The organism is Pseudopedobacter saltans DSM 12145 (assembly GCF_000190735.1).
Lineage (GTDB): Bacteria > Bacteroidota > Bacteroidia > Sphingobacteriales > Sphingobacteriaceae > Pseudopedobacter > Pseudopedobacter saltans.
Genome location: NC_015177.1, coordinates 3,219,595 through 3,236,544, shown reverse-complemented (window position 1 = coordinate 3,236,544; position 16,950 = coordinate 3,219,595). Strand labels below are relative to the sequence as shown.

Here is a 16,950-nt window from a genome sequence, read left to right as displayed (position 1 = left end):
TAAAGCAAACTATAGAAGCTCTAAATTCTTATTAAAGCGATAGGTGTTTCCTTTTGATGTAGCAGTTTGATGTACCTTTCCCTTATATTCCAAATTTAATGTATTTCCTGTTTTGGAAGTAACTACAACTTCTTTTAGTTCGTTGTTCCCCCAAACAATATCTAATTCGAAACCGCCACGAGCAACAATCCCACATATTTCGCCGTCTTTCCATACAGAAGGCAGCGCAGGGAGTAAATTAATTTGATTGGTATGACTTTGCATCAGCATTTCTGTTATTCCCGCTGTCGCTCCAAAGTTCCCATCTATCTGAAAGGGGGGATGATTGTCGAACAGGTTATATAATGTAGATTTTTTTAATAAAAGCTCCAGATTTTCATAAGCTTTTTCTCCATCATGAAGTCGGGCAAAGAAGTTGATAATCCAGGCTCTGCTCCAACCAGTATGACCACCGCCATGGCTCAACCTATAGTCTATCGTTTTTTTTGCAGCATTAAAAGTTTCGGGGTTTTTGTCTGTTATCTCTCTTCCCGGATATAAACCGAAAAGATGTGAAATGTGACGATGCCCAGGTTCTGCTTCAGGGAGCTCTTCGGACCATTCTAAAATTCTGCCGTCAGATCCAATTTGCGTTGGAGTCAATTGCTTTAAGGCTTTTTGTAATTTCGTTACGAGCTTTTTATCCTTCCCGAGTATTTGGGCTGCGGAAATCGTATTACCAAATAATTCTCTGATAATCATATGATCCATAGCGGGACCCATAATCACTGTAGCAATTTTGCCGTCTGGAGTTTTAAATGTGTTTTCAGGAGAAATAGAAGGACCAGAAACTAGCAATCCCGTTTTAGGATTTTTAACCAGCCAGTCCAGAAAGAAAATAGATGATTGTTTTAAGATCTCGTATCCCTGTTTCTCTAAAAAAGCTTTATCCTGTGTGTACAAATAATGCTCCCAGGCATGTTGAGAACACCAGGCTAAACCCGTTGGCCACATCGCCCATTTTGGCTTTCCCCAGGGTTCTGTATAATAGAAAATATCGCTGGCAAAATGGGCGACTTCTCCGGATAAACCATACATATCTTTGGCTGTTTTCTTTCCATCTTTGCCAAGATTGGTTAGATAATCCAGGAAAGGCATATGCATCTCAGAAAGATTGGTGTTTTCTGCCAGCCAATAATTCATCTGTGCATTAATGTTAATATGATAATCGCCATTCCATGGAACCTGTAATCCTTCAGCCCAGATTCCCTGTAAATTTGCCGGTAATCCACCTGGTCGCGAACTTGATATTAATAGATACCTGCCGTATTGGTAAAAAAGAGTAATCAGCGAAGGATCAAAGTTCCCGTTTTTTAGCGCACTTAGTCTGGCATCGGTAGGGAATAGTGAAGAATTGTTGTTGCCTAAATTCAGTTTTACACGGTTGAAATATTGCTGATAATCTTTAATATGTTCCTCTTTATGTTGCTGATAAGCTTTTGCTAAGGATTCAGAGATTCTTGATTTAACCGTTTCTAAAGGATTCGTATGATTGAAGTTTGTAGCCGCTGCTAAAGTTATAACAACCTCGTCCGCATTTTCTACTATAATTTTGTTATTACTTACACTTAGCCTCCCTCCTTTATTTGCGATGTTTGCAATGGAATGTAAGATTACGCCAACGCCATTATTTACATGTTCCGTTAAGTAGATTTGATGATCACTAGCTGATATTTTTGCCAGATTTCCGGCTCTGTCCATTCCAATAGTCAGGCTGATTTGTTTAGTTTTATTAGAAGATAATTTAATAAAGACGGTGTTGGCAACGGCACTTGAAAATACTTCTCTTTCAAAAAGGGTACCGTCAACATTAAACGTAGTTGTTGCAATAGCATTTTCAATATTCAGTTCCCGGTTATAATTAGAGACAGATCGGTTTGATTTTTTAAAATCCAGCCTCAAATTTCCTAATTCCTGATAAGAGCTCCATATTTTCTTATCGCCCATAAGCGAGCTATCAGCCAGATCCTGTGCTTCTGTATATTTTTCCTGAAATAAGAGATTCCTTACTTTCTTTAAGGAGGCTTTTGCCCTGGGATTTACAAAGTCTTCATCTTTTCCCGCCCAAACTGACGATTCATTAAGTTGTAATACCTCGTTAAATGTATTTCCAAAAATCATAGCACCCAGTGAACCATTTCCTACTGGCAAAGCCTCATTCCAATCCAGTGCAGGCTTGTTATACCATAGTTTTAATTGTTTATCCTGGGCCAAGGTGGCTGAAATAAAAAAAGCGATTTGTGCGAACAAGATTGTAAAAAACGATTTAAGGTTCATTTCGGGTTTATTTGCAAGTAATAATACAAAAATGTTTTTTCAAAAATAAATGCAACCGATTGCATATTCAAGATTATTTATTAACTTCATGGCTGTAAACCCAGTTGCAAGCATGAAGAAACTATCTTTATTATTAGGTTTGTTTTTGGCAATTCAAGCGGTAGCCCAGGACAAAATCACCATTAAAAACCCGATATTAAAAGGTTTTTATCCAGATCCGAGTATAGAAAAAGTAGGGGACGATTATTATTTAATTAACTCCACTTTTACCTATTTTCCTGGAATTCCTGTTTTTCACAGTAAAGATTTAAAAAATTGGAAGCAGATAGGAAATGTTATCGACAGACCGGAACAAATGGATTTTATGGGTGAACGGATATCCAGAGGATTGTTTGCTCCGGCGATTAGCTACCATAAAGGCATTTTTTATGTGGTTTGTACAGATATCGACAATGATGGAAATTTTGTAGTGACGGCTACTAATCCGGCTGGTCCGTGGTCAAATCCAGTAAAATTACCCGAAGTAAAGGGAATTGACCCGTCTATTTTTTTTGATGGAGATAAAGCTTATATCATTTATAATAGTGATGCTCCGGATTTCAAACCTTTGTATGATGGACACAGAACCATCAGAATGTACGAGTTTGACTATCAAAATCTGAAAGTTAGCGGGCAAGAAACTATTTTGATAAATGGTGGAGTGGACCTTGCTAAGAAACCAGTTTGGATAGAGGGGCCGCATTTATACAAAAGAGGGGACTTTTATTATCTGTGTGCTGCGGAAGGAGGAACTTCAATCAACCATTCTCAAGTGATTTTTAGAAGTAAGGATGTTAAAGGTCCGTTTATTCCCTGGGATAAAAATCCAATTTTAACACAAAGAAACTTAAATCCAAACAGATCTAACCCGATTACGTCGACAGGCCATGCGGATTTGGTTGAAGGCCCGGATGGAAATACTTATGCAGTGTTTTTAGCTGTAAGACCTTATTCTGGCGATTATTATAATACAGGCCGAGAGACTTTTATAGCACCTGTAAAATGGACGGATGATGGCTGGCCCGTTATTAATCCGGATCATGAGGAAGTGCAGTACGAATATACCTTTAATTGGAAAGAGCAAGCCGAAAAGGCTCCCTTTCCTTTAAACGGAAATTTTCAGCAACGTTATACTTTTAAAGATACGATCGCCAATTCGTTACTGTTCATGAGAACGAAAGACAATTCGTGGTATTCTCTTTCCAAACAAAAAGGTCTGACGCTGAAACTACGGCCTGAAACCATTCTGGGAACCGGAAATCCCTCGTTTATAGGCCGAAGATTACAGCATTTGAAAGCTGAGGCGAGTACTGAAGTTGAGTTTACGCCTAAAAATGGAAATGAAACTGCAGGAATTGTAATTTTCCAAAATGAAAAACACTTTTATTATTTGTGCAGATCCAAATTCGAGAAATATGATGTGGTGCAATTGTATCGGGCAAGTTCAGAAAACCAATTTATGGATCTCGTCATTCAGAAACAGGTTAAAAAGTCGGGTAAGGTACAATTGAAAGTTGTAGCCAATGGGGCTGATTACGCTTTCTACTTTGCCGAAAATAATGGAGAATGGAAGCTGGTAAAAGATAAAGTCGATGGCAGATATCTGAGTACTAAAATAGCAGGTGGATTTGTAGGGTGTATTATTGGTTTGTATGCTAGTTCCAATGGACAGCCATCTTCCAACGAAGCACATTTTAAATATCTGGACTATACAGGGAAAGACGATTTATAAACCATAGAAAATGAAAAAACAACTGTTATCTATTATTCTGTCACTTAACGTATTTTTCGCTTATGCTGATGTTAAATTACCACGGTTGGTAAGTGATGGAATGGTTTTGCAAAGAGATCAAAAAGTAAAGATTTGGGGATGGGCTGATCAGGCTGAAAATGTAAGCGTAAAGTTTCAAAATAAGGTTTATCGTACTCAGGCGGATGGCGGCGGGAATTGGATGATCGAATTGCCAGCCATGAAAGTTGGCGGACCATATTCGATGCAGATTATAGGCAAGAACCAACTGGAGATTCAAAATATATTAATTGGAGACGTTTGGATATGTTCGGGACAGTCGAATATGGAATTGCCTGTAGATCGGGTGAAAGTAAAATATCCGGGTCTGGTGGAAAATAGTAAAAATGATAAAATAAGACATTTCGCGGTAAATACCACCTATGAATTTAATGACCTGAAAAAAGATTTTGCAACAGGAGGATGGAAAATGGCTTCTCCTGAAAATGTAGGGGCATTTACTGCTGTTGGCTATTTTTTCGCAAAAGCATTGTATGAAAAATATCATGTACCAATCGGATTGATCAGGATTGCGGTCGGCGGCTCTCCTGCAGAAGCGTGGTTGCCAGAGGGGACAATTAAAAAATACCCTGATTACTACAAGCTTTTAATGAAATATAAGCAAAAAGGAATTGTAGACAGTATTTTAAAAGCCGATAAAGAAAAGATTGATTCATGGAATAATAATATTGATAGGGAGGATTTAGGGTTAAAAGAAAATTGGTTGAATAACAATCTTGATTTTGGGAATTGGGAGAAAATGAGTGTTCCGGGACTTTGGAAATCAAATCCGTTTATAGAAAATAAGCAGGAAACGCATATGAATGTTGCTGGTAATTTAAGAAACAGTGGCGTTATTTGGTTTAAAAAAGAGGTCAACCTGTCGAAAACTCAATTAGGTAAACCGAGTATGTTGATTTTAGGAGCTTTGGTAGATCGTGACGAAGCTTACATAAATGGTGTTAAAGTTGGTACTACCGGATATCAATATCCCCCAAGACGATATAATATTCCCGAGAATACATTGAAAGAAGGAAAAAATATCATTACCGTAAGGTTAGTAGCCAATAACCGTAATGGAGGATTCGTTCCTGATAAGTTTTATGGAATGACATTGGGACAAGATACTATTTCTCTTAAAGGCGATTGGTTTTACAAAGTTGGTTATTCATCTACACCGATGCCATCTAACCAGGTGACTTTCCATTATCAGCCTGCCAGTTTATTTAATGCTCTGGTTGCACCCTTAAAGAATTTTTCGACTAAAGGTGTTATCTGGTATCAGGGAGAATCGAATACTAAAAATCCTAAGGAATATGAAAGTCTTTTTGCCGATCTGATTAAAGACTGGAGAGTATATTTTAGTAAACCTCAACTGCCATTTTTATATGTGCAATTGGCGAATTTTATGGAAGAAAGTAGCGCTCCCCAAGAAAGTAATTGGGCCGAGTTAAGAGAGGTTCAAAGGAAAACTTTGAGTATTCCGAATACAGCAATGGCTGTTATTACAGATATTGGAGAGTGGAACGATATTCACCCTTTAAATAAAAAAACTGTTGGCGACAGATTGGCACTGGCAGCTGAATACCTTGCTTATGGAGATAAAAAAGTAGTCTACTCAGGTCCAACCCTGAAATCTTACGAAATAAAAGCCGGTGAGTTTATCTTGACTTTCCATCATGTCGGCTCTGGTTTAGTGAGTAGAAATAAAGAGGAATTAAAGCACTTTGCTGTTGCAGATGCATCTGGAGAATTTAAATGGGCAAAAGCTAAAATAGAAGGAAATAAGGTGATCGTGTGGAATGATGATGTAAAAAATCCAAAGCGTTTAAGATACGGTTGGAGCCATAACCCGATTAAAGCAAATTTATACAATAAGGAAGGTTTGCCGGCATCGGCTTTTCAGGTACCTTAAGCTTGTGGAAGAGAGTGACCGCAAAGGGGACAAAGAACGCAAAGTTAAAAGCGTATCCGAATTTCGTTATAAGGCAGGTTTAAATCCGTTTCATTTATAGTTCGAACGAAACATATCGAACCAGCCCAGGTATTTTTGAGAAATAAATGAAATAAGGGGAAGTATTTTAAATACCTAATATGGAGGTTCAATTTGATAGTATCTTTTGATACTATCAAATTGAAACCTAAACGTTCCAGAGATTTTTTTAAAAAGAACGAATCCGTCTACAGGCCCCGTTTAATGAATATTCTATGCCTAAAGTTAAATCATCTTGGGATGTTTTAATCCGTTATGGCAAGTAGCACATGATATGGCTTTTAAAGACCCATCTTCCTGCTTTTTGTTAAAGTAACTTTTGTTAATCTTTGCCGTCATACGCATCATTTTTCTGGCAATTTCTTTGTGTTTATTCTCATCACTGGCAAAGTCCAGTTTGCTAGGGTCATCTGTTCGTGCTGCATGGCAGAAATTACATTTTACTCCTAAGGCAACTTTAAAATCGTCCATTACCTTCTTAAGCTCGTCGTGACTAATATTTTTCGGCAGTACCTTTAGGTTTTTAGCTTTCTGGTCCTCTTGTTGGGGAGCAAATGCACTCAGTAAGGCGACAAAACATAAAACGGCAGATATCGTTGTAATTTTCTTATATCCCATTTTAAACAGTTTTTAGTGTAATACTAATGTAATAAAAAAGATAAGAGATTGCCGTGAAAAAAACGCAAAGCCTCAGAAAATTTTTGAGCACTTTGCGTCTTTATGGTTAAAAAATTGCGAAATCTTACTTCCTCATCGGATTGATGGTCTGAATAGTTCCATCCGGATTATACTTCAGTTCAGCAACTTTGATATTTCTCAAATGTGTTTTTCCTGAAATCTGAGTATCATGATAGAATAGCCACCACTTTCCATTAAACTCTATAATAGAATGGTGATTTGTCCATCCCTGTACAGGCTCTAAAATTACTCCTTGGTAAGTGAATGGACCATAAGGATTATCACCAATGGCATAGCAGATAAAATGTGTATCTCCTGTAGAGTAAGATAAATAATATTTACCGTTGTATTTGTGCATCCAGGCAGCTTCGAAGAAACGTCTGTCATGATCTTTTGTTAGCAGTTCTTTTCCTTCTTTATCCAGGATTTTGATCTCTTTAACCGGTTCTGCAAAACTTAGCATATCAGCACTCATTTTTGCAATACGAGGTCTCAAAGCAGGTTCTTCTTCTTTTTGGGAATCGGTCATAGAACCATTTTTATTAAACTTGCCATTCTCCCATTTTTGTAATTGTCCGCCCCAGATTCCGCCAAAATACATATACGAAGTACCATCGGTGTCGGTAAATACTGCCGGATCCATACTGTAGCTGCCCGCTATAGGTTTAGCTTCTGGTTTGAAAGGGCCATATGGTTTATCAGAAGTGGCGACACCAATTCTAAAGATATCTTCCTTGTCCTTCATGGGGAAGTATAAATAGTATTTTCCGTTTTTGAAAGCAGCGTCGGGAGCCCAAAGCTGACGGCCTGCCCATGGGATATCCTCTTTTTTCAATACCACGCCATGATCTGTAACTTTCCCGCCAATGCTATCCATAGAATACACATGATAATCACGCATATCAAAATGATCTCCGTTATCATTCTCGGGAGTTCCCGCATCGATGTCATGCGAAGGGTAGATGTAAATCTTTCCTTCAAATACATGCGCGGATGGATCGGCCGAGAATAAATCAGTAACCAAAGGCTGGCTTAGAAATTTGGAGGTGTCGGCTGTTTCCTGTGCTGTTTGTTGGCCCGTCTTTTTGTTGTTGTTCTGACAAGATATTCCTGCTAAGGCCAAAAAGGCAAGTGCGTATGGAAATCTAAGTTTCTTTTTCATGTGTTTTAGTTTATAAGTGACAAAATTTAATTGATAAATGTTTCTTCTGGTCCCAGAAAGCTTGGTTTTAAACCTCCGGTATCTAAAATTAGTTTTTGTAATACGACTGCGGGAGAAACCATCCAATATTTGATGGTGTTTTTTCCTGTTTTAGAGAATTCGAAATTGGTTTTAAACGCTTTGATGCTATTGGCTACTGCCTTGTCCCAAACGCCGGGTTTATTATCGTCTTTGGTAATATCTACAATTACGGGCTGCTCATCATTTATAGAAACAGCAAATCTTAAGCCTTCACCATTTTTAAAATCTAAGGTAGGGCTTACCAATGTGTGCAAAGTGTAATTCCCCTTGTTGCTAATGAATATATCATATTCCAGATAAGGTGTTTTGCTGTCCAATTTTTGATCAGCAACTGCAGAAGGATAAACAGTCATTCCGCCGGCGGTCTTTCCATAGTCCTCTAAATGTTTCCAGAAAAAAGGGCGATTATGGTTTGCTCTGGAATAATGTGGCGCCTCCATGGAAATCACCCCATTTTGTTCAACAAATATATTCTTTGCTTCGGTATATCTATTGTCAATAGTAACAGGTACTGTGATTCTACTACCATCATTTCCTGATATGATAATGTTGCTATTGCTTATTCCCTTTGGAGCCAGGTTCCGGTTTATAGAAACAGCAATGCGTTCGTCATTCTCCAAGATACCATTTGTTTTAGATAAATGTATATACTTAGGCGCTTTAATATTGAATTTGGAACTTGCGTTGCTTCTGTTAAATAACTCAATATAATGTGTCGCCTGTGATAAAGTATTAAATGTTGCCAGTTTTGCACCTGTAACGTTTTTCCCAATCCAGAACTCCTCGCTTCCTTCTACACTTATTCCTAATCCAGGTTTATTCATAAGCTCTATTCTGATGACTTTTGGTATAGTATTAGAATCTGGTTGTTGCCAGTAAGTGTAGCCAATATGCGTTTGGTCCATCATATGTTTCCACTTTCCATTGGCCATTATATTGTTATAATAGTTAGTGATTTCGGCATCTTGTTTAAATCTTTTTTCTACTTCCTCAGCATATTGATTGGCTGATTTTCTACCTTGTTTAGCGAAAAGTTTATTTTTAGCGTGTGCATAATAAAGATGGTGCAGATTAGCGTTTGCTTCTATCGGATGCAAAACCAATTGATAAAAACTATCATGATAAATCTGCGGAAGTTTAGACTTGATTTCTACGGTTTTTTGCAGCAAGACATCATAATCTGCAATTACCCTTGCCCATTCGTTATAATTTGTTAAGCTGTAAGTATCCGCATTCAGTAGCTCGGGCTTTATACGTCCGGCATATTTTAAATAGGTGTCTATTAAATCAGCGATTTCATTCCTGTGTTTACCGCCAAATTGTTTCTCTGCCCAGTTTACTGTATAATTTTTTAGTTGCTCTGATGGAATGGCGTCCGGATTCCACGCATAGTCCAAAAAAAACTCGATAGGAAATTCCATAGGTTTTAAATCGCCTACGTTTACAATCCAGATCTGGTTGGCGTCATATTGATAAACCAGATTCATCTGCTCCCACGTTTTTTGGATAGGATTAGTATTGATCCATTTATAATTTCTGGGGCCACCTACATAATCGAAATGATAGTAAATTCCATAACCACCTTTTCTTGGTGCTTCTTTTAAATCAGGTAATTTTCTAAGATTTCCCCAATTGTCATCACACAATAGTAAAGTCACATCGTCCGGGACACGCATGCCTTTATCGTAATAATCCTGAACCTCTTTATACAAAGCCCAAACTTGCGGAGTTTGCTCAATAGGCTTTTGAGTTACATTTTTGATGATGTCTCTTTGGTCTTTGACAATTCTTTCAAGCAGGGCAGTAGCAGTTCCTTCGGTCATGGGTTCATCTCCGTCGCCACGCATACCCAAAGTCACTAAAATCTCTTTGTCAGCAACTCTTTCTAACCCGGTTCTCCAGAATTTTTTTAATTCCTCTTCGTTTTTGGTATAATCCCAGGCCCCCTTTCCATAACGTCGCCATTCATCATGAGCTCTGGTTAAAGGTTCATGATGAGAAGTTCCTATAACTACGCCATATTCGTCTGCTTTTAAGGGGTTTAATTTATCATCGTCATTGAAAGCGCTTCCCCACATGGCAGGCCACAAGTAATTGCCTTTTAGTCTAAGAATCAGTTCAAATACCTTTTCGTAGAATTGATGGTTAAATCCGCCAAATTCTTTTTTTGCCCAGCCGCTTAAGGCGGGAGCTTCATCATTTAAAAAAATTCCTCTGTATTTTACGGCCGGACTTTCTAAAACGTACCTTCCATTTTTAACATAGAGATCTTTTTTTTTCTTAACCGGAACATCTGCCCAGTAGTACCAGGGAGATACGCCTGCTTGATAAGAGATTTCGTAGATACCATAAATTGTACCTCGTTTATCGCTTCCGGCTATTACTAAAGCTTGTTCAATGTCTGTTGTAGGGTTTTGTACAACCTCAATTAAAGTGCTTTCCCATCTGCCTGTAATCCCGTTTACGTTGATTTTTTTGTTTTTTATTAAATCATCAATCAAAGCAGATTTACCGATAGTTCCAATGATGATAGTCGTTTTAGATGTTTTATTGTTTAGTGCCGGTTCCAGATCGGTAACCTTTTTGATATCGCTTTGTAAATCTCTGATAGCTCTTTTTACACCGTCAAAATCATTTTCATCGTATAAAATATTACTCGCTTTAGATTGGGCTACAATGGGGAAGCTATTGGATAAAGCATTTGTACTGACAATGGTTTCTAAGCCAGTAGCAAAAGTCTGGGCAAATAACAGGGATAGGATTACGGTAAAGCTTAGTCTCTTCATGATCTTAAAAGTTTACGACTTTCCAAAAAGCGGCTTTAGGTTTAGCATTAATATCAAAGAGAGAAGGGTAGTTTTTACGCCCTTCTACAGGGTAATGGTCTAGCCAGGTATATTTATCTGTGGCATTCCAGAAAGTGACATTGGTGATATTCTTCTTGTATTTTCTAAATACCTCGAAAAACATTTGGTATTTATTTGCCTGTGCTTTTTGTAACTCAGGAGTATATTCGTCAGATTCATTTGGGCGTTTAGCTCTTTTTTCTTTTTCCCATTTATAGATGGAAACATCCAGTTCAGTAATATGGATTTCTAATCCCAGAGAGGAATATTTTTGAATAGCATGCTCTAGTTCACTTCTTGAAGGTTCAAAAATAGACCAATGGGCCTGAAGTCCGACACCATCTATCGGAATGTTTTTGTCTTTCAATTGTTTTAGAAGGGTATAGATTCGTTCTACTTTTTCAGGTCTTTCGCTATTATAATCGTTATAGAAAAGTTTCGCATTCGGATCGGCTTCATGGGCATATTCAAAAGCTTTTTCTATAAAATCATCGCCAATTATTTCCGTCCACTTAGATTTCCTAAGCAGGTTATTCGGATTGTCGTCAATGGCCTCGTTCACGACATCCCATGCGTAAATTTTCCCTTTGTACCGGTTAACTACAGTGTGTATATGTGTTCTTAATCGTTCTAATAACAATTCACGGCTTACATTATTACCATTTTTATCTACAAAAATCCAATCTCCGGCCTGCTCATGCCAGCATAAGGCATGCCCTCTGATTTTCATATTATTTTTAAAGGCAAAGTCGACTATTCGATCAGCATTTTTCCAGTTGAAAATACCTTCTTTAGGTTGTAAAGGGCCCATTTTCATGTCGTTTTCTGCCGTTATACTGTTAAAATTCTTTTTAATAAAATCTGCCTGTGGTTCTTCCAGACTTCTTACATTAACGGCAATACCAATGGGAAAATAGTTCTGATAATAATCTTTTAAATCTTTAACATCTTGTGCCTGGGCCACCCATGTTAACGATGCTGTAAATAAGGCAGTGCAAAAGGATTTTGCTATAAATGTCTTCATATCAATATTATATTCCTGGGACATATTTAAATTCTAAGCTTTCGTAATATTTCAGATCGTGTTTAGGCTTTTCTAATCCTGCGGGAATTGGCTTACCGGAGAATTGTTTGAAATAAAGTACGCAGGCATCTCTCCACATTACAGCATCGTCGTACTGGATACTAAAGAGTTGTTTTACCGCCAAATGAATCTCAGGATCTATATTTCCATTTAATTTATTCCAAGCAGTTTGCATTTGCCAAACTTCTTCCACACCCTGATAGTATTTTTTCACCAATCCATTCCAGAGCGTCTCTCCATTCTTCAAACGATAATCCCACGATAAATGGTGGAACCATAGCAGGTATTTCTCGGGACAGGTTTTCGTGGAATTAAATTCATTTGCCAATTGCGGCTGGTACTGGTCAACAGCATCACTTCCTGTTCTGGTTCTGTTAAAACCTATTCCGTTTTTATCTGCTTTATGGTAATAAACCGAAGTCCAGTCTGCCCGTGGCTTATTGGCGATCCATGGTCCCGGGCCGTAGTGATGATCCCATCCCATCAGATGATGAAGACCTAGCGGAGTCATATAATTCACAACAGCTTCCCGGGATTGCATTAAAATATCAACAACTTCATTGGTTGCCGAGTTGTTGGTATGAAGTGTAAGTTTTGTCCACTCGCGGGCAATCTGTTCCGATGTTAAGCTGTAATTCCAGGCCAGTTTCCCAAAAGCGAACCAATTGGATTGAGCCAGGGGATGCCCGCACCAGTTGATGTCATTTCCAATATTGGAAACTCCGGCAATAGCAGAGATTTTATTGTTAAATAAGGAACCATCTATAACTCTTGCAACTGTCGAGTTTTTACCTTTTGCGTAAGTATCGGCATCAAGGCATTCTTTGAATAAAGGTGCCAGATAGGCGAGGTTGGTTGCCATTCCCAGATATTCCTGCGTAATCTGAAATTCTGCCATTGTATTTGTTTTTGACAAAGCACCAAATAGCGGATGGAAAGGTTCTCTCGGTTGAAAATCTATCGCCCCATTTTTGACCTGAATAATAACGTTGTCCTCAAAATGACCGTCCAAAGGTTTAAACTCGTTATAGGCTTGTTTTGCCCTGTCTTCAGGAACTTCATTATCATACACAAAAGCCCGCCACATCACTATCCCACCGTGAGGAGCAAGCGCTTTGGCTAGCATATTTGCACCGTCAGCATGGTTTCTGCCATAGTTTTGTGGTCCTGGCTGTCCTTCTGAATTTGCTTTAACCAAAAAGCCTCCAAAATCAGGGATAATATTGTAAATCTCGTTCGCTTTGTCTTTCCACCATGTTTTTACCTCTTCGTCTAAAGGATCAGCAGTTTTTAGTTTGCCAATTTCTATCGGAGCGCTGAATCTTGCGGTTAAATAAACTCTTATGCCATAAGGCCTGAATGTGTCTGCCAGGGCTTTTACTTTTTGTAGCCACTCTTTGGTAAGAATAAGCGCATTGGAATTAACATTGGTCAAAACAGTTCCATTTATGCCGATGGAAGCATTTGCCCTTGCATAATCTATATAACGTTGATCTATGTATTTTGGTAAACGCTGCCAATCCCAAAGCGAAAAGCCGGCATATCCGCGTTCAACTGTCCGGTCTAAATTATCCCAATGATTCAAAATTCTACGCGCTATTTTCGGGCTTTCCTGTATATTGATTTGGGATATATCTCCGTTGGTTCCTAAAATCTGAAGCAATTTAAAGCTTCCGTAAAGCAAACCAATTTCAGATGGTGACGAAATAAGGATAACCGGCTTATTTTGTATCATCTTCTTTTCAATGGCAAAGGCATCTGTTTTTTCGAAACTTTTTGAAGCTAAACCATATTTTGTAAAATCTTCTGTTTTTAATAATACGAGACTGTTTTCTTTAATTTCCTTGGTTTCTGCTACACGCTCATTTAAAAGTATTTTTAACGCATTTTCTAATTCAGATGCTGCAATTTTCGCTGTTGCATTTTGGTAAGGGATATATAAGCTTTGTAGCTGTGTTCTATAATTGGCCAATAGAGAAACGTCTTCAACCAATTTATAATTGAGCCATAAATTATAGCCGTTATCTGCGAAAGCTGATAAAGAAAATGTGGTTGTTAAAATATAGAATATCAGTTTTTTAATCATTGCAATCGGTTGTGTAAATGGTTAAAAAAAGGAACTATTTCTTTTTTAAAGAAGAGTTTCTTACGATTAAATCGGTTTTCAATATTACTGTGTTCATATAATTGATGTCACTTTCGCCATTTAAATGATTGATCAGAATTCTGGCTATTGTTTCCCCCATCTGATTTCCCGGATAATTTATCGTACTAATTGCAGGTTCGCATACTCTGGAAATGAGGTCGTTATTGAAACCAATTATGGCCATATCTTGAGGAACCTTTACTCCAGCTTCTTTTAATATGGTTAATGCATAAGCTGCGGAAGGATCGCTGGTGATAAATAAGCCGTCAGGTAATTTTGTACGTTTCAGAACGTCGTTTTTCAGACAATCCTCTATTGCTTTTTCCGATAAATCATTACATATAAGCAATTTTTGGTCGTATTTTATGCCATTGTCTTCCAAAGCTTTTTTATAACCTTCAAATCTGTCATTATAGACATTTCTACTCAAGTTGCCGGTTATATGTAAAATCTCTTTGCAACCTTGCTGAATAAGATGTTCCGTAGCCTGATAACCTGCTTTGAAGTTGTCTATTAAAACTTTTGTTGCATCTATTTTATCGGCAACGCGGTCGAAGAAAATGATAGGGATCTTCTTTTTGATGAAGCTATTTAAGTGCTTATAATCTTTAGTGTCATAAGCCAAAGAAATAACGAGCGCATCAACCCGGTTATTAAACATGGTTTGCGCATTTTGAGCTTCCTTGTCGTGTGTTTCAAATGATTGACTGATGATCAGGTTATAACCCGCATTATTCGCTACCTTTTCTATGCCGGATAATACTGTAGACATAAAAGCACTATTTAATCTTGGAACAATTACGCCAATGGTATGCGTCTTCTGCTTTCTAAGATTACTTGCAAATTTATTGGATTGATAACCCAATTCATTGGCTAAATCTACGATACGCTTTTTTGTTTTAGCGTTTACAGCCGGGTGATTCTGTAAAGCGCGACTTACGGTAGCTGCAGAAATTGCTAATTTTTCCGCTATATCATAAATAGTAATCTCTTTCTGGCTCATACTTCAAAATTCAGGCTTATTTGAGAATCCTAAGATATGTAAAATAAAATTAAAATGCAATCGATTGCAAAAAGGTTAAGGAAGCGTTATTATATCAATGTTTTAAATTGCTGCATAGCGCCGCATTTATATAATTTTGTCCATATAGAATCAAACAGGCCTTATCTCATAGTCAGGTAATAATATCTATAAAGACAAATAAGAGTTACTTTTTGGTGTTCTGGTCGGCTTAAATAGGTTTGATGGCTATAACTTTACTCTTAAGAATGAGCCAGCAGATTCAACCTTGATTGCGGACGATTTTATTATAAATATGACTACAGCACAGGATAGTCAATCTAAATATACTTTTTAACTTAGAAGTTGAAATCAATATAAACTCTATGAAAAAAGTAAGCATATGCTATTTGCTGTTTTGTCTGTTTTCGGTTTCGGCCTTTGCGCAAAGTAAGAAATCAAAAAACTATGTATTCTCTTATTTTAAAGGCGACTCTAAAGATGGTCTGCATTTAGCCTATAGTAATGATGGTTACCACTGGACTGCTTTAAAAAATGGTCAATCTTTCCTGAAGCCCGAAGTGGCTGCGGATAAACTGATGCGCGATCCCTGTATTATCAGAGGGGGTGATGGTTATTTTCATATGGTGTGGACAGTAAGCTGGAATGATAGAGGGATTGGCTATGCTAAATCAAAAGATTTAATAAACTGGTCTGCCCAACAGTTTATCCCGGTGATGGGACATGAGGAGAACGCGAGAAATACATGGGCCCCTGAAATTACTTATGATGCTAAGTCTAAAATCTATATGATTTACTGGGCCTCTACTATAAAAGGCCTATATCCTCAAACACAATCTGAAAAGGAGAATGCTTATAATCACAGGATATATTATGTAACTACCAGGGATTTTATTCGTTTTTCTGATACTAAATTGCTTTATGATCCCGGTTTTAATGTTATTGATGCTACCATTGTAAAAGATGGTAAGTTTTATTTCATGTTCATGAAGGACGAAACGGTAGAGCCGGTAACTAAGGATTTGAAAATTGCTGTTAGCAAGAAACTGGACGGGCCATATACGCCTGCTAGTAAACCGCTTTCGAATCATCAATGGGTAGAAGGCCCGACTGTTTTGAGACAAGATGGGGAATGGCTGGTTTATTTTGATAAGTACAGAGAGAAGAAATATGGTGCCATAAAATCAAAGGATTTAAGGGTATGGGAAGATGTATCTGATAAAATTTCGCTGCCTTCTTGTATTAGGCATGGCTCGATCCTGGAGGTTACTCCGCAGGAGCTTGAGCGGCTTAAGCGGGAATAAAATAAAGTATTGCCATCTCTGGTTTAAGTTTTAGTAGGCAAATGCAAGAAGAGTATGGGGGACTTAAATCCTAAATGAAAACAGAGGACTTTGTACGGCGAACGCGTTGCCATTGCGTTGATCTCCTAGCGAGCTATGACGAAGTCAGAAAACAAGTAAAATTCCGAAACTTGAAATAAGCAAAGGAAAAAACAATCACCCTTACTTAATAATAGGGGCTTCCGACTCCTACTTGAATAAATCGAGTCAGAGACTCTTTTTTATTTTAATAATCCACCACATAGACGTTTCACTTAGTTCTGAGGACAGAAAGCGGGTAAAATTGTCGAAATTTTTGTTAAGTGTAGACCGCTAAGCGATCTTAATTTTTAAAGCATTCCGAACAAGGAATGCTTTTCTTTTTTTAATATTTTTTCAGACGCTTAAACTCTCCAAATCCTCCTGTTCATATCAAGAAAATGACATAACCTTAACTTGTTTTCATCCGTAAA

Annotated in this window: 10 protein-coding genes; 3 read left to right on the top strand and 7 right to left on the bottom strand. The window is 37.8% G+C overall.

Annotation, left to right across the window (positions count from 1 at the left end; translation table 11 throughout):
• Window positions 1-9: 9 nt before the first annotated feature.
• Window positions 10-2,316: a glycoside hydrolase family 95 protein gene (locus PEDSA_RS13645; RefSeq protein ID WP_013633737.1), complete on the bottom strand. Its 2,307-nt coding sequence runs from the start codon at window positions 2,314-2,316 to the stop codon at window positions 10-12.
• A 112-nt stretch (window positions 2,317-2,428) separates the two neighbouring features.
• Between PEDSA_RS13645 and PEDSA_RS13640 the strand changes: the two genes are divergently transcribed.
• Together PEDSA_RS13640 and PEDSA_RS13635 are read left to right on the top strand one after the other, a co-directional pair.
• Window positions 2,429-4,087 carry a glycoside hydrolase family 43 protein gene (locus PEDSA_RS13640; protein ID WP_041537467.1) on the top strand — a complete coding sequence of 553 codons (1,659 nt, stop codon included), beginning with the start codon at window positions 2,429-2,431 and terminating at the stop codon, window positions 4,085-4,087.
• A gap of 10 nt (window positions 4,088-4,097) precedes the next feature.
• A complete protein-coding gene (locus PEDSA_RS13635; RefSeq protein ID WP_013633735.1) occupies window positions 4,098-6,059 on the top strand; it encodes a sialate O-acetylesterase in 1,962 nt (653 codons plus the stop codon).
• Window positions 6,060-6,362: 303 nt separating this feature from the next.
• On the opposite strand, the gene PEDSA_RS13630 is transcribed toward PEDSA_RS13635, so the two are convergent.
• From PEDSA_RS13630 to PEDSA_RS13605, 6 genes are all read right to left on the bottom strand, one after another.
• Entirely contained in the window at window positions 6,363-6,755 is a 393-nt protein-coding gene (locus PEDSA_RS13630) for a c-type cytochrome (protein WP_013633734.1), read from the bottom strand.
• Window positions 6,756-6,879: 124 nt separating this feature from the next.
• On the bottom strand, window positions 6,880-7,977 hold the full coding sequence (locus tag PEDSA_RS13625) for a glycoside hydrolase family 43 protein (protein WP_013633733.1): 1,098 nt from the start codon (window positions 7,975-7,977) through the stop codon (window positions 6,880-6,882).
• Window positions 7,978-8,003: 26 nt separating this feature from the next.
• Entirely contained in the window at window positions 8,004-10,844 is a 2,841-nt protein-coding gene (locus tag PEDSA_RS13620; protein ID WP_013633732.1) for a glycosyl hydrolase 115 family protein, read from the bottom strand.
• A gap of 4 nt (window positions 10,845-10,848) precedes the next feature.
• On the bottom strand, window positions 10,849-11,928 hold the full coding sequence (locus PEDSA_RS13615; RefSeq protein WP_148233539.1) for an endo-1,4-beta-xylanase: 1,080 nt from the start codon (window positions 11,926-11,928) through the stop codon (window positions 10,849-10,851).
• 7 nt (window positions 11,929-11,935) lie between these two features.
• Window positions 11,936-14,074 (bottom strand): alpha-glucuronidase family glycosyl hydrolase, encoded by a 2,139-nt coding sequence (locus PEDSA_RS13610; RefSeq protein WP_013633730.1) that lies wholly within the window; start codon window positions 14,072-14,074, stop codon window positions 11,936-11,938.
• 34 nt (window positions 14,075-14,108) lie between these two features.
• Window positions 14,109-15,137: a LacI family DNA-binding transcriptional regulator gene (locus PEDSA_RS13605; protein WP_013633729.1), complete on the bottom strand. Its 1,029-nt coding sequence runs from the start codon at window positions 15,135-15,137 to the stop codon at window positions 14,109-14,111.
• 383 nt (window positions 15,138-15,520) lie between these two features.
• Here PEDSA_RS13605 and PEDSA_RS13600 point away from each other — a divergent pair, with 383 nt between their 5' ends.
• Window positions 15,521-16,459, top strand: a complete 939-nt coding sequence (locus PEDSA_RS13600; protein WP_041537082.1) for a glycoside hydrolase family 43 protein — start codon at window positions 15,521-15,523, stop codon at window positions 16,457-16,459.
• Window positions 16,460-16,950: the final 491 nt, after the last annotated feature.